Origin of the sequence: Ramlibacter sp. Leaf400, assembly GCF_001424545.1 — a bacterium.
Lineage (GTDB): Bacteria > Pseudomonadota > Gammaproteobacteria > Burkholderiales > Burkholderiaceae_C > Ramlibacter.
This window is the reverse complement of the sequence record NZ_LMQL01000010.1, coordinates 90,269-103,751: the sequence shown is the minus strand read 5'-3', so window position 1 is coordinate 103,751 and position 13,483 is coordinate 90,269. Positions and strand designations below refer to the sequence as shown.

Annotated in this window: 16 protein-coding genes; 8 read left to right on the top strand and 8 right to left on the bottom strand. The window is 70.1% G+C overall.

All coding sequences use genetic code 11. The annotated features are described in order from the left end of the window. Positions 1–186: 186 nt before the first annotated feature. Positions 187–369, top strand: coding sequence for a DUF3606 domain-containing protein (locus tag ASG30_RS22765; RefSeq protein WP_055896195.1), 183 nt, complete (start codon positions 187–189; stop codon positions 367–369). A gap of 51 nt (positions 370–420) precedes the next feature. Here ASG30_RS22765 and ASG30_RS11495 read toward each other — a convergent pair whose 3' ends face one another. Both ASG30_RS11495 and ASG30_RS11490 read right to left on the bottom strand, forming a co-directional pair. After that, positions 421–831 (bottom strand): response regulator, encoded by a 411-nt coding sequence (locus ASG30_RS11495; protein ID WP_055896190.1) that lies wholly within the window; start codon positions 829–831, stop codon positions 421–423. Between the two features lie 228 nt (positions 832–1,059). Further along, positions 1,060–3,186 carry an AAA family ATPase gene (locus ASG30_RS11490; protein ID WP_055896188.1) on the bottom strand — a complete coding sequence of 709 codons (2,127 nt, stop codon included), beginning with the start codon at positions 3,184–3,186 and terminating at the stop codon, positions 1,060–1,062. Positions 3,187–3,660: 474 nt separating this feature from the next. On the opposite strand from ASG30_RS11490, the gene ASG30_RS11485 reads away from it, so the two are divergent. From ASG30_RS11485 to ASG30_RS11465, 5 genes are read left to right on the top strand one after another with little or no spacing between them, the layout of a single operon-like run. Then, complete coding sequence (locus tag ASG30_RS11485; protein WP_156385502.1) at positions 3,661–4,425, top strand: alpha/beta hydrolase; 765 nt, start codon at positions 3,661–3,663, stop codon at positions 4,423–4,425. A 37-nt stretch (positions 4,426–4,462) separates the two neighbouring features. Next, entirely contained in the window at positions 4,463–5,392 is a 930-nt protein-coding gene (locus ASG30_RS11480) for a bifunctional helix-turn-helix transcriptional regulator/GNAT family N-acetyltransferase (RefSeq protein WP_055896179.1), read from the top strand. A gap of 4 nt (positions 5,393–5,396) precedes the next feature. Further along, entirely contained in the window at positions 5,397–6,290 is an 894-nt protein-coding gene (locus ASG30_RS11475; protein ID WP_055896177.1) for a DMT family transporter, read from the top strand. Beyond that, positions 6,287–6,883, top strand: a complete 597-nt coding sequence (locus ASG30_RS11470; protein WP_055896173.1) for a chromate transporter — start codon at positions 6,287–6,289, stop codon at positions 6,881–6,883. Before ASG30_RS11475 ends, ASG30_RS11470 begins: the two co-directional genes overlap by 4 nt. Then, the gene (locus ASG30_RS11465) at positions 6,880–7,452 is read left to right on the top strand and encodes a chromate transporter (RefSeq protein WP_055896170.1); all 573 of its coding nucleotides are present in this window, start codon (positions 6,880–6,882) and stop codon (positions 7,450–7,452) included. The genes ASG30_RS11470 and ASG30_RS11465 overlap by 4 nt, the downstream gene beginning before the upstream one ends. Positions 7,453–7,557: 105 nt before the next feature. Here the strand turns inward: ASG30_RS11465 and ASG30_RS11460 are convergent, their stop codons facing one another. The 3 genes from ASG30_RS11460 to ASG30_RS11450 are packed head-to-tail and all read right to left on the bottom strand — an operon-like array spanning position 7,558 to position 9,727. After that, entirely contained in the window at positions 7,558–8,286 is a 729-nt protein-coding gene (locus ASG30_RS11460) for an SIR2 family NAD-dependent protein deacylase (RefSeq protein WP_055896167.1), read from the bottom strand. Beyond that, a complete protein-coding gene (gene rlmB, locus ASG30_RS11455; protein ID WP_055896165.1) occupies positions 8,283–9,017 on the bottom strand; it encodes a 23S rRNA (guanosine(2251)-2'-O)-methyltransferase RlmB in 735 nt (244 codons plus the stop codon). Before rlmB ends, ASG30_RS11460 begins: the two co-directional genes overlap by 4 nt. A 38-nt stretch (positions 9,018–9,055) precedes the next feature. Next, complete coding sequence (locus ASG30_RS11450; RefSeq protein ID WP_055896162.1) at positions 9,056–9,727, bottom strand: ABC transporter ATP-binding protein; 672 nt, start codon at positions 9,725–9,727, stop codon at positions 9,056–9,058. Between the two features lie 15 nt (positions 9,728–9,742). Between ASG30_RS11450 and ASG30_RS11445 the strand changes: the two genes are divergently transcribed. Then, positions 9,743–10,366, top strand: coding sequence for an arylesterase (locus tag ASG30_RS11445; protein ID WP_082522050.1), 624 nt, complete (start codon positions 9,743–9,745; stop codon positions 10,364–10,366). Then, positions 10,363–11,424, top strand: coding sequence for a tRNA 2-selenouridine(34) synthase MnmH (mnmH, locus tag ASG30_RS11440; protein WP_055896159.1), 1,062 nt, complete (start codon positions 10,363–10,365; stop codon positions 11,422–11,424). Before ASG30_RS11445 ends, mnmH begins: the two co-directional genes overlap by 4 nt. A 3-nt stretch (positions 11,425–11,427) precedes the next feature. Here the strand turns inward: mnmH and ASG30_RS11435 are convergent, their stop codons facing one another. From ASG30_RS11435 to ASG30_RS11425, 3 genes are all read right to left on the bottom strand, one after another. Then, complete coding sequence (locus ASG30_RS11435; protein ID WP_055896148.1) at positions 11,428–11,619, bottom strand: hypothetical protein; 192 nt, start codon at positions 11,617–11,619, stop codon at positions 11,428–11,430. A gap of 73 nt (positions 11,620–11,692) precedes the next feature. Beyond that, a complete protein-coding gene (locus ASG30_RS11430) occupies positions 11,693–12,904 on the bottom strand; it encodes a PLP-dependent transferase (RefSeq protein ID WP_055896145.1) in 1,212 nt (403 codons plus the stop codon). 40 nt (positions 12,905–12,944) lie between these two features. After that, complete coding sequence (locus ASG30_RS11425; RefSeq protein ID WP_055896143.1) at positions 12,945–13,469, bottom strand: phosphoribosyltransferase; 525 nt, start codon at positions 13,467–13,469, stop codon at positions 12,945–12,947. Positions 13,470–13,483 lie beyond the last annotated feature (14 nt).

Below are 13,483 nucleotides of genomic sequence, written 5' to 3'. Positions count from 1 at the left end.
CAGGGCGGCTGTAGGCGGCGCAGGTGCGCACGGGTAGGAGACGCCGCTCAGGATGCGCTCCCGCACGCCCTTCGGCCGGGCTCCTACAGCCGCGCCACCCGCCTTCGCACTGCCGGGTCCGGCCGCGGCCGATGGCGGCGCTGCCGACGGCGGCCTACTGTCCATTCACCTCGAAGGGAGTACGCGATGTCCGAAGACAAGGGCCGGTACGGCAGCATGGATGAGCAGCTCATCTGCCTCGAACACGAATGGGAACGCCGCAACTGGATGCAGTGGCTCGGCTGCAGCGAGCGGGAGTTGCAGCATGCGGTGGAGTCGATCGGCGCCGATCCGGACAACGTGCGCCGCTTCCTGCGACAGGCGCGCTGAAAGCGCCCAAGGTGCGCCGGTTATGTGGGCGCGGTAGGCCGCGCGGGGGCGTCAGCCCTGCGCGACGCGCTGGCCGCTGCGGGCCAGCACCGCTTCCAGTGCCGGCAGTTCGACCGGCTTGGTGAGGTGGGCGTCGAAGCCGGCATCGGCGGTGCGGCGGCGGTCGTTGTCGGCGCCCCAGCCGGTCAGGGCCGCGATGAAGACGTCCTCGTAGCGCCGGTCCTGGCGAAGGGCCCGGGCCACCTCGTAGCCGTCCATCACGGGCAGGCCGAGGTCGAGCAGCACCACCTGGGGGCGGAACTGCGCGGCCTGCTGCAGGGCCTCGCGGCCGTCGGCGGCGCCGGCGACCTCGTGGCCGAGCATCTCGAGCAGCGCAACGAGGGTCTCCAGGCCGTCGGGGTTGTCCTCCACCACCAGCACGCGGCGGGAGCCGGCTTCGGCGGAGGGAGCGGTGGCCGCCATGGGGGGGGCGGGAGCGAATGAATCGAAGTTGGTGGGCATTGGCAAAACGGCGGCGATGATGCCACGCGGGCCAGCTCAACAGGAGCCGGAAAACAGGTAAAGACTCGGGTCTGGAGTCGCCACTCCATGCCGATGGGCTGGAGTGCCGACAACCTCACGGCGGCGTCTCCCGGGGGCACGAAACAAAAGGGCCGCAGATGCGGCCCTTTGTATGCATGCCAACCAGGATCAGGCCGCCGGCGCCAGTCCCACCTTGGAGTTGAAGGTGTAGCAGGCCGCCTCGAAGCTGCGGATCTCGTGCAGGGCTTCGCGCAGGCTCATCTCGCCGGCGTCCATCAGCTTGCCCGCCAGGTGCTCGGTCAGGGGCTTCAGGCGCGCCAGCAGGGCCTTGGTCTCGCCGTACAGGCGCTCGCTCTGGGCTTCCATGATGGAGCGGGTTTCCTCGTCCAGCGACTTGCCGCCGTGGCCGTCGTTGTGCAGCGCGCCGAAGTTCAGGCGGGTCTTGCGGTACATGCCCATCTCGCCCACCGCGTGGTGCAGCAGCTTGGTGACGCGCGTGATGTCGTTGTGCGCGCCGTTGGTCGTGCCTTCCTCGCCGAAGAATAGCTCCTCGTTGGCCATGCCGCCCAGCAGCACGCGCACGTCGTGCTCGATGTCGGACTTGGTCTTGAGCAGGTTGGCGCCCTGCTTGTGGAAGACGAAACCCAGCGCGTTGTTGCGCGGGTTGGCCTTGAGCGAGATCTTCAGGGTCTTCATCTCGGCCAGGATGCCGTCCCAGCTGCCGCCCGCCTTGCGGCGTTCCTGCTCGAAGTCGACCAGGAAGTGGCCCCACTCGTGGATGGCGATGACCCGGCGGTCGCGCTCGCGCTCCTTGGTGGTGTTGGTGTTGACGTTGCCCACCAGCACCCGCTCGGCGGCCTGCATCAGGGTGTCGGCACCGATCATGATGCCGGCCTGCACCGCGGTGATGCCCGCCTGGTTGACGATGGTCTCCAGGTCGGCCGGGCTGCGGCCTTCGGTGATCTCCACCAGGTGGCGCAGGTCCAGGTCGGGCAGCACCTTGTCGGCGCGCTGCGACAGGTAGTGCTGGATGATGGCCAGCCGCTCCTCGCGGTTGGGCAGGCGGAAGTCCACCTTCATCTGGAAGCGGCGCAGCATGGCTTCGTCCATCTGCATCTGCTCGCTGTTGAAGTTGGACGCCACGATCCAGATGATCTCGGCGTCGCTCTTGGTGCGCACGCCGTCCAGCACCGCCAGCAGCATGTTCTGCGTGTCGTCGTCGAACTTGCGGTGGCCGCCACGCTTCATGAACAGGTCCTGCGCCTCGTCCAGGAACACGATGCAGCGCTTGCGGCGCTTGGCCATGGCGACGATGCGGCCCAGGGTGTTGGCGCCGCCGCCCACGTAGCCGGTCTCCAGGTTCACGGCCGAGTGGAACAGGATGGGCAGGTTCAGTTCCTTGGCCAGGTAGCTGGCCAGCTTGGTCTTGCCGGTGCCGGCCGGGCCGCTGAACATGACGTTGAACGGCTTGTTGATGCCGTACTCCGCGTACTCGGCGCGGCGCATGTACTGGTCCTTGATCTGCGCCACTTCGCTCTTGATGTCGTCCATGCCGACCAGGTCGGTGAGGGAGCCGTGCACGTGCGAGGGCTCGATGAACTTGAGCGACTTGAACTGGCCCTTGAGCTGGAAGGCCAGGAAGCCCAGCAGGCCCAGGGTGAGCGCCGCCGACAGCACGCCGGACACGCCGGCCTTCCATGCGTCCTTCTCGGATTGCGGGCGCGCGTTGGCGAAGCCCTGGTCCAGGCGGTCGAGCATCTGCAGGCTGGTGGCGTTCAGGTCCGAACGGGGGACGAACGACAGCTTGCCGCTCCACGGGGCCGAGACGGCCTTGTCCGCGAAGATCTTGGTCTCCATGTCCGAGGGGTAGTAGGCGTACTGCTTGCCACCCGAGGACACCAGCACGAAACGCTCGGAGACGTTCCACATCAGCGGCTTGTAGATCACCGTGATGCGGTCGACCGGGTTGTTCTGCACGAAGCTGAGCACCGAGCCGCTGCCGAACACGACGGGTTGCTTGTCGTCGAACGCGGCGATGCCGTCGGCGGCGGCCATGGCCCGCACCTGTTCGGCGACGGCGGCCTGCTTTTGCCACAGCACGAAGGAGTAGATGCCGGTGGCCGGGATCATCAGCGCGACGGCGATGACCAGCAGCTTGACGGCGTTACTCTGGATGACGAACCAGTCCGACACGCGCGAAGCGGCCTTCTTGATGGACAGCCAAAGGCCGCCGTTGGGCTGCTCGTCCTCGCCGAAACCGGCTGCGGAGGTGGAACTGACGGATAGATCAGACATGCGCTTCCTCTCTTGTCAGTGCAATCCTACAGACGCACCCTTTTTCAAGCGAGCCAAAGGGACAAGAAAAGCCGATCCGCGGGGGTCCTCGTGATTTATTCACGAGAGGGGTCGCGAGGGTGGCCCAACCGTGGCGAAAGCGCATGTTTCCAGGGCGGCGGCGGGTGCGCGTTTTCCCTCTGAAAGGCGTGCCCTGACGCTCGCAAACTCGGCAGGAGGAACCGGACGGTGCCGCAGTCGCTCCAAGCAATTGGCCGGGTTTTTTTTCAAGTTTCTTCCCCCGGCTATTTCAGTCCCCCACTCCGCGAGGAGCGGGGGACTTTTTGTTGCCTGACTCATCTATACCGAGTGCCGTTACAACCAGTAGGCGGCGTCCTACCGTGTAACAGCGCCTGCTCCCAACCTCCGCAGTGGGCGGCCTTCCTAGCATCGCCACTCGCGTCGCAAGAACGGCGCTGCACAGGGGGGAAATCCATGTCTCAAGCGGGTCTGTTGATGGGGCTGGCGCCGGGCCAGGCGCTGGAGACGCTGCGCCAGCCGTTGCGCCAGCTGTTCAATGCACCGCGCGTTCGCCGCACCGCGCAGGGCCGGCTCTACGAGGGCGACGGCCAGCCGGCGATCGTCTTCCCCCGCCAGGGCACCGGCCCCGAAAGCACGGCCGCGCTGCGCCGCACGCTCGAGGAGGTCGGCTTCCGGGCCCACGACTGGGGCCACGGCCGAGACGTCGGCCCCCGCGGCATGGGCCTGCAGCGCTGGCTTCGCAAGCTCGAGGAATGCGTCATCGATGTGTTCGAGGTCACCCAGGCACCGGTCACCCTGATTGGCTGGGGCCTGTCGGGCATCTACGCCCGCGAGCTGGCCAAGCGCGCCAACCCGCTGGTGCGCCAGGTGATCACGCTAGGATCGCCCTTCAACACGGCGGCCGACCCGCAACGCCGCTGCCAGGTGGTGGGCCTGCTGGACGCCGGCCCCGAGCGCATGCCGCTGTCGCTGCGCAATGCCCTGCGGCAGCGCCCGCCCGTGCCCTGCACCGCCCTGTTCAGCAAGGACGACGGCGTGGTGCGCTGGGAGCAGTGCGTGGAACGCGAGGACGCCGAGTCCGAGAACATCGAGCTGCCCGGCGTGCGCCACGAGGAACTGGCCAGCCACCCGCAGGCGCTGGAGGTGATCACGCACCGGCTGGCGCAGCCCGAAGACAGCTGGAAGCCCTTCGAGCAGGCCCATCGCCTGTTCTCCTGATTCTTGACATAGTCAAGCAATTGATTGACGATGGGCCATGGCCCATCCGTCCGTCTCGGCCGCGCACGTCAAGGCGGTGCGCGGCTTCAACCGCTTCTACACCCAGCGCATCGGCGTGCTGGACCCTTACCTGGGCAGCGAGTTCTCGCTGACCGAGGTGCGGGTGATGTACGAGCTGGCGCACCGCGACCAGCCCACCGCCAGCGAACTCGGGCGCGACCTCTCGCTGGACGCCGGCTACCTCAGCCGCATCCTGCGCCGCTTCGAGAAGCAGGGCTGGCTGGAGCGCGTGCCCTCGCCCGCCGACGCCCGCCAGAGCCTGATGCGGCTGACGCCGGCCGGCCGCGACGCCTTCGAGCCGCTGCAGCAGCGCTCGCGTGACGAGGCGGCGGCCCTGCTGGCGCCCCTGCCGCCGGCCCAGCGCGACCGCGCCATCGCTGCCCTGCAGACCGTGCAACGGCTGCTCGCACCCGAGGAAGCACCCGCCCGCACGGTGCAGCTGCGCGACCCGCGGCCGGGCGACCTCGGCTGGGTGGTGATGCAGCACGGCGAGGTCTACGCCCGCGAATACGGCTACAGCAGCGAGTTCGAGGCGCTGGTGGCGGAGGTCGCCGCGGGCTATCTCAGGAACTTCGATCCGGATCAGGAGAAGGGCTGGATCGCCGAGCTCGACGGCGAGCGGGTCGGCTCGGTCTTCGTGGTGCGCAAGTCGGCCACGGTGGCGCAATTGCGGCTGCTGATCCTGTCGCCGCACGCGCGAGGCCTCGGGCTGGGCGGGCGGCTGGTGGACGAGTGCATCGCCTTCGCGCGCGACAAGGGCTACCGCAAGCTGGTGCTGTGGACCAACGGCCAGCTGGACGCCGCCCGCGCCATCTACGCCGGCCGCGGGTTCGAACTGGTGGAGACCGAGCCCCTGCAGGCCTACGGACTGGCGCTGGTGGGCGAGACCTGGTCGCTGGACCTGTGAGCGCATGAACCTCGCCCTGTGGGCCGCAGCTGCCACTGGCGTGCAGGTGGGCGCGGCCATCGTGGCCTCGCGCTTCGCGGTCGCCGAAGTGCCGCCGCTGACGCTGGCCATGCTGCGCTACGCGCTCGGCTTCGCCTGCCTGCTGCCGTTTGCCTGGCGGGTGCTGGCGCAGCAGCCGCCCGCGACGCCGCGACCGCCGACGCGCCACCTTGTCGCCATGGCCGCGCTGGGCATCGGCCAGTTCGGCGTGCTGATCGCGCTGCTCAATTTCGGGCTGGAGCGGGTGCCGGCGGCGCAGGCCGCGCTGATCTTCAGCCTGTTCCCGCTGCTCACGCTGGCGCTGGGCACCGCGCTGGGCCGCGAGAAGCCCACCGCGAGCCTGGCCGGCGGCGTGCTGCTGTCCATCGCCGGCGTGGCCTGCACCCTGGTGCCCAAGCTGGAGGCGCGGGGCGCGCTGGGCTGGTGGGGCGAGCTGGCCGTGCTGGGCGCCGCGGCCACGGGCGCGCTGTGCAGCGTGCTGTACCGGCCCTACCTGCAACGCTACCCGGTGGTGCCGGTGTCGGCCTACGCCATGCTGGCGTCGGTGATCGCCCTGGCGCTGCTGGCCTTGCCGGAGGCGTGGCCGGCGCGGGTCTCGGGCTTCGGCGCTCACGCGTGGGGAGCGATCGCCTTCATCGGCGTGTCCAGCGGCATCGGCTACTTCTGGTGGCTCTATGCGCTCAAGCACCTGCCGCCCACGCGGGTGACGGTGTTCCTGGCGCTCAATCCGGTGACGGCGGCCCTGCTCGGCTGGGCGTTCCTGGGCGAGCGGCCGCACGCCTGGACCTGGTTCGCGCTGCTGCTGATCGGCGCCGGTCTGTGGCTGGCCACGCGCGCCGCCGATAATCCGCGGCCATGACCTCCCCGCCCGCGCCGCCTGCCGGCGAGACGCGCCGGCCGCAGCCGGAATCGCTCACGGACCTGTTCCTCTCCTTCACCTTCCTGGCCCTGCAGGGCTTCGGCGGCGTGCTCGCCGTGGTCCAGCGCGAGCTGGTGGAGCGCAAGCGCTGGATGACGCGCGAGGAGTTCGTCGAGGAATGGGCGGTGGCGCAGATCATGCCGGGGCCCAACGTGGTGAACCTGGCGCTGATGATCGGCAGCCGCTACTTCGGGCTGCGCGGCGCGGTGGTGGCACTGGCCGGCATGCTGGCCGCGCCGATGGTGGTGGTGCTGGCCCTGGCGCTGCTGCACGCGCGCTTCGCCGGGCATCCGCAGCTCGCAGGAGCGTTACGCGGCATGGGCGCGGTGGCGGCCGGGCTGATCACCGCCACCGGGCTGAAGCTGTTCCCGGCGATGCGCAAGCACCCCCTGGGCATGACGTCCTGCCTGCTGTTCGGGGCGGCCAGCTTCGTGGGCATCGCAGTGCTGCGCCTGCCGCTGGCCTGGGTGCTGCTGGGCCTGGGCGGGCTGTCCTGCTGGTTCACCTGGCGGGCGCTGGAGCCGGCGCGATGAGCATCGTCATGACCGCGGCCGACTGGGCCAACCTGTTCTTCCACTACCTGGTGCTCTCGCTGCTTTCCGTGGGCGGCGCCATCACGACCGCGCCCGACATGCACCGCTACCTGGTGCAGGAGCGCAGCTGGCTGACCGACCCGCAGTTCAGCGCCTCCGTCGCCATCGCCCAGGCCGCCCCCGGGCCGAACGTGCTGTTCGTGGCCCTCATGGGCTGGAACGTGGGGCTGAACGCCGGCGGCGTCGGGCTGGCGGCGCTGGGGGTGGTGATCGCGATGGTCGGCATCCTGCTGCCCAGCTGCACCCTCACCTACCTGGCGTCGCAATGGGGCCACCGCAACCGTGAGCTGCGCGGCGTGCGCGCCTTCAAGCAGGGCATGGCGCCCATCGTCATCGCGCTGCTCGTGGCCACCGGCTGGGTGCTGGCGACGGGGGCGAAGCCGGACGTGCGCGACGCGCCGCTGTGGGCCCTGGCGCTGGCCGCGGCCCTCATCGTCTGGCGCACCCGCATCCACCTGCTGTGGCTGCTGGGCGCGGGGGCGGTGCTGGGGTGGTTCGGGCTGGTCTAGGCGCGCGCACCGTCATCCCTGCGGAGGCGGGGATCCAGTGCTTCCCTCACGAGGGCTGAATTCGGACGCCCTGGATTCCCGCCTTCGCGGGAATGACGGGAAGGGCTAGGTGTGCGCCAGCAATTGGGGCAGCAGCCCCGCCGCCGTGCCGCGAAGCACCACGTGGGCCGCATCGTCCAGGTCGCTGGGCTCGGGATTGACGACGACCATGCGGCCGTGCGCCGCGGCGGTCCGCGCCAGGCCGGCCGCCGGGTAGACCACGCCGCTGGTGCCGACCACCAGCATCAGGTCGCAGGCTTGCGCGGCCGCCTCCGCCGCCTCGAGCACGTCCACCGGCAGCATCTCGCCGAACCAGACGACCGCGGGCCGTCGCAGGTTGCCGCACACCGCGCAGCGCGGCGGACGGCCGTCGACCGGCGGCTGCGCCGTGCAGCAGCGCCGGGGCGCATCGAGCCACTTGTCCTGCGCGATGTTGCCGTGCAGGGCCAGCACGTCCGGGCTGCCGGCCCGCTGGTGGAGGCCGTCGACGTTCTGCGTGATGAGCGTGAGCCGGCCCGGGTGGCGCAGAGCGAACTCCGCCAGTGCGCGGTGCCCCGCGTTCGGCGCCACGCCCTTCAACTTCTCGCGCCGCATCGCGTACCAATCCCACACGTGGGCCGTGTTGGCGCGGAACGCGTTTTCGGTGGCGAGCTCCTCGGGCCGGAACTTCGCCCACAGGCCCGTCTGCGCGTCGCGGAAGGTCGGCACGCCCGATTCGGCGCTCATGCCGGCGCCGGTGAGCACGGCGAGGCGGCGCGCCGCCCCCACCCACTCGCGCACCTGCGCCAGGCTCATGTCCGTTGCCGCAGGGCCTCGTACAGGCAGATGCCGCTGGCCACCGAGACGTTCAGGCTCTCGACGGCGCCGCGCATGGGGATGGACACCAGCTCGTCGCAGGTCTTGCGAGTGAGCTGGCGCATGCCCGGCCCTTCGGCACCCAGCACCAGGGCCACGGGCGCCTTGAGGTCGGCCTGGTACACGGTGCGCGGCGCGTCGTCGCTGGTGCCTATGCACCAGATGTTGCGTTCCTTGAGCTCGCCCAGGGTGCGAGCGAGATTGGTCACCATGAAGTAGGGCACCGTCTCGGCGGCGCCGCTGGCCACCTTGGCCACGGTGGCGTTCAGGCCGACCGCATGGTCCTTGGGCGCGATGACGGCATGCGCGCCGGCACCGTCGGCCACCCGCAGGCAGGCGCCCAGGTTGTGAGGGTCGGTCACGCCGTCCAGCACCAGCAGCAGTGGCGGGCCCTGCACCTGGTCGAGCAGGTCGTCCAGCGACTTGGCGGCGGGAATGGGTTCCACCCGCGCGGCCACGCCCTGGTGGCCATGGCTGCCGGCCAGCTTGGCGATGCGAAGCGCGTCGGCTTCGATGAGGCGCACGCCGGCCTCGCGCGCGCGGTCGAGGAACTGCCGCATGCGCGCGTCGCGCCGGGCCACCTCGTAATACACCTCGATCACGGACTGCGGGGCGGTCTTCAACCGCACCCCGACCGCATGGAATCCGAACAGGACCTTGGCAGAAGACATCGCCGGATTATCCGGGCGCGCCGCCGAGCCTCGGGCGTTCAGGCCGCGACGCGCCCCGCCTCGATGGTGATGCGGCGTTCGCAGCGCTGCGCGATGCCCTGGTCGTGGGTGACCAGCACCAGCGTCGTGCCCAGCTCGCGGTTGAGCTCGAACATCAGGTCCATCACCCTCTCGCCGGTGGCGAAGTCCAGGCTGCCGGTGGGTTCGTCGGCCAGCAGCACGGCCGGCTCGACCACGAAGGCGCGGGCCAGCGCCACCCGCTGCTGCTCGCCCCCCGAGAGCACCTTGGGGTAGTGGCCCAGCCGCTCGGCCAGCCCCACCCGCTCGAGCATGGCGGCCGCGGCCTTGCGGGCATCGCGCCGCCCGGCCAGCTCCAGCGGCAGCATCACGTTTTCCAGCGCCGTCAGGTTGCCCAGCAGCTGGAAGCTCTGGAAGACGAAACCGACCTTGCGCGCGCGCAGCGCCGCCCGGTCGTCCTCGTCCAGCGCGAACAGGTCCTCGCCGGCCAGCCGCACGGTGCCGCGCGTGGGCGTGTCCAGCCCCGCGACGATGGACAGCAGCGTGCTCTTGCCCGAGCCGGAGGCCCCCACGACGGCGGCGGTCTCCCGCTCGGACAGGGTGAAATCGATATCGCGCAGAATGTCGAGCGTGCCCGTCGAATCGGTGACCGACTTGTGGACGTGTTCGACGGCGATGATGGGATCCGGCATGGAGATGGTTCAGTCTTGAGGCGCAGGCACTTTATCGCGGCAGGCTTAGCGGCAAGTTATGCCGGCGCCGCCTTCGCCGCCCCCGCCACGGTGCTGGTGGTGGGCGATTCGCTCAGTGCGGAGTATGGCCTGCGGCGCGGCAGCGGCTGGGTGGCCCTGCTCGAGCGCCGGATCGCCGGCGAGAAGCTCGACGCGCGCGTGGTCAACGCCAGCATCAGCGGCGACACCACGTCCGGTGGCCGCTCTCGCCTGGCGCCGCTGCTGGCGCAGCACCAGCCCACCCACGTGGTGATCGAGCTGGGCGGCAACGACGCCCTGCGCGGCCTGCCGCTGGAGATGACGCAGTCCAACCTGTCGGCCATGGTGCAGGCGGCCCAGAAGGCCGGCGCGCGGGTGCTGCTGGTGGGCATCCAGCTGCCGCCCAACTACGGCGCCGAGTATGGCAACCGGTTTGCGGCGCTCTACGAGAAGGTCGCGCGCGAGCACAAGGCCGCCCTGGTGCCGTTCCTGCTCAAGGGCGTGGCCGACATCGACGACCCCACGCGCCTCTTCCAGGCCGACCGCATCCATCCGAACGAGCAGGCCCAGGAGCGGATGCTGGCCAACGTCTGGCCGGAGCTGCGAAAGCTGCTGAAGTGAGCGTGCAGAACCTGCCGGCGGACGAGGCCGCCGCCCGGCTCGACGAGTTCGACGCCGTGATCGACGCGCGCAGCGAGGACGAGTACGCCGAGGACCGCCTGCCCGGCGCCGTCAACTGGCCGTCGCTGAACAACGAAGAGCGCGCGCTGGTCGGCACCATCTACAAGCAGGTCAACCCCTTCGAGGCGCGCAAGCGCGGCGCGGCCCTGGTGGCGGCCAACGTGGCCCGCCACCTCGAGCGCGAGGTGTTCGACAAGCCCAAGTCCTGGCAGCCGCTGGTCTACTGCTGGCGCGGGGGCAAGCGCAGCGGGTCGCTGTCGCTGGTGCTGGACCAGATCGGCTTTCGCGTCAGCCTCGTCGAGGGCGGCTACAAGGCCTTCCGCGGGGCCGTGCTGGCCCAGCTGCCGGGGCTGGCCCAGCGGCAGTCCTTCCGCGTGGTCTGCGGACCGACCGGCTCGGGCAAGACCAGGCTGCTGCACGCCTTGGCGGCAGCCGGCGCCCAGGTGCTGGACCTGGAGGGCCTGGCCCACCACCGCAGCTCGGTGCTCGGCCTGATCCCGGGCGAGCCGCAGCCGAGCCAGAAGGCCTTCGACACGCGCGTGTGGGACGCGCTGCGCCGCTTCGATCCGGCCCGGCCGGTGTACGTGGAAAGCGAAAGCCGCAAGGTCGGCAACGTCGCGGTGCACGAGTCGCTGATGGCCGCCATGCGGGCCAGCCCCTGCCTGCGCATCGAGCTTTCGGATGACGAGCGCGTCGCGCTGCTGCTGGAGGACTACGCCTTCTTCGTGCACGACCCCCAGCTGTTCAGCCGCCGTCTGGCGGCGCTCACGGAACTGCGGGGCAAGGCCGTGGTGGAGCGCTGGCAGGCGCTGGTGCAGCAAGGCGAGATGGAAACCGTGGTGCGGGAGTTGCTTCGGTCGCACTACGACCCCGGCTATGCGTCGTCGACGCGGCGGAATTTCGTGCAGTTCGAGCAGGCGCGGGCCTGCGTGCTGCCCGACCGCAGCGCGGCGAGCATGGAGCGGATGGCCCGCGAGATCGTGGCCGCGCCGGGCTGAAGCTCAGGGCTGGGGCGGCTGCTGGTTCGGCTCGGCAGGGCCGGCGGCCTGCCCTTCCCCGCCGTCGCTGCCGTCGTCCGCCGGCGCGCCGGTGCCGGACTTGCGGTCGGCCTTGGCCCGCAGCTTGTCTTCCTTCTTGCGCTTCTTGGCCAATTCCTTCTGCCGCTTCTCGTATCCGTAATTGGGTGTGGCCACAGCTCGTCCGTTCGTAAGAGGATGGGACCAATGTACGCCAAAAACTGGCGGGCACCGACGATGCCCGTGCGGCTCAGCCGAGGGCGGCCAGGGCCTGTTCCAGGTCGGCCTGCAGGTCGGCCGCGTGCTCCAGCCCGACCGAGAAGCGCGCCAGCACGCCGCGATGCTTCCAGGTGCCCAGCTCGGCGCTGCGCATGGACGGCAGGTCGTAGGGGACCACCAGGCTCACCGGCCCGCCCCAGGAGTAGCCGATCCTGAAGAGCTGGAGCGCGTCGCAGAAAGCGTCGACCTGCGCCGGCGAGTAGCGCTCGTGGAACACCACCGAGAACAGGCCGGCCGCCTGCCCGTCGTCGCCGCAAAGCGCACGCCAGTGCTCGTGGCCGGGCGAGCCTTCCAGCGCCGGATGCAGCACCTGCGCCACCTGGGGCTGCTGCTGGAGCCAGCGCGCCAGCGACCGCGCCGCGGCATCGTGCGCCTGGTAGCGCAGCGGCAGGCTGGCCAGCGAGCGCAGCACCGCCTCGACGTCGTTGCCGCCCACGCCGAAGCCGATGCGCATGTGGGTGAACTTCAGGCGCACGTGCAGCGCCTCGTCGCGCGTGGCGATGCTGCCCATCAGCACGTCGCCGCCGCCGCTGGGGTACTTGGTCAGGGCCTGCACCACGATGTCGGCGCCGCTGGTGGGCGTGAATCGATCACCTCGGCCCAGGTCGAAGCCGTTGAAGGCCAGGCCCGCGCCCCAGGTGTTGTCCAGCGCCGTCGTGATGCCGCGCTGGCGGCACAGGTGGGCCAGGTGCGCGAGCGGCGGGAACTCCATCGTCACCGAGCCCGGCGCCTCCAGCCACACGAGCCGGGTCCGCGGGCCCAGGCGCCGCTCCAGGTCGGCCGGGTCCATCGGGTCGTAGCGCTGGTGCGTGATGCCCCACTGGCGCAGCTCGTTCTCGGCCAGCGTCCGGTTGGGGCCGTAGGCGTTGTCCGGAAGCAGGACCTCGTCGCCCGAGGACAGCAGCGAGAAGTCGACGCAGGCGATCGCCGCCAGCCCGCTGGGCACCAGCAGGCAGTGCTTGGCGCCTTCCAGCGTGGCGATGCGTTCTTCCAGCGCGAACGTCGTCGGCGTGCCGTGCAGGCCGTACGTGTAGCCGGTCTTGTGCTTCCAGTCGCGCGCCCGCAGGGCCGCGACGTTGGGGAAGATGATGGTCGAGGCCTTGTAGACCCCGGGCTGCGGCGAGTCGAAGCCGGCGGGCGGCTTGTAGGGGTGGTGGATGAGGTCCGTCGACTTCAGGGTCATCCGACCATGGTAGCGCGCCACCCGGCCGCGACGTCGCGGCTCAGACCTTCCACTTCTCCAGCAGCTTCTCCGGCCCCATGGCGTCATAGCCTTCGAAGGGCTGGTGGATCCACGGGTTGGTGGGCAGGAACTCCACCGAGTAGTCGGCCGTGAAGGTGGACAGGCCCTTGGTCCAGATCACGGCGCTGCGCAGCTCGGTGATCGGCTCGTAGCTGTTCCTCAGCAGGTCCACCACCCGGTGCAGGGTGTGGCCCGAATCGGCCAGGTCGTCCACCAGCAGCACCTTGCCGGCGATCTCGCCCTTGGGCGTGGTGATGTAGCGGGCGATGTCCAGGTGGCCCTGGACCGTGCCGGCTTCGGCGCGGTAGGAGCTGGTGGACATGATGGCCAGCGGCTTGTCGAAGATGCGCGAGAGGATGTCCCCCGGCCGCATGCCCCCGCGCGCCAGGCACAGAATGGTGTCGAACTTCCAGCCCGACTGGTGCACCTTGATCGCGAGCTTCTCGATCAGGTTGTGGTACTCGTCGTAGCTCACGTACAGGTGCTTGCCGTCTTCCGTCAACATCGTCTTTTTCCTCG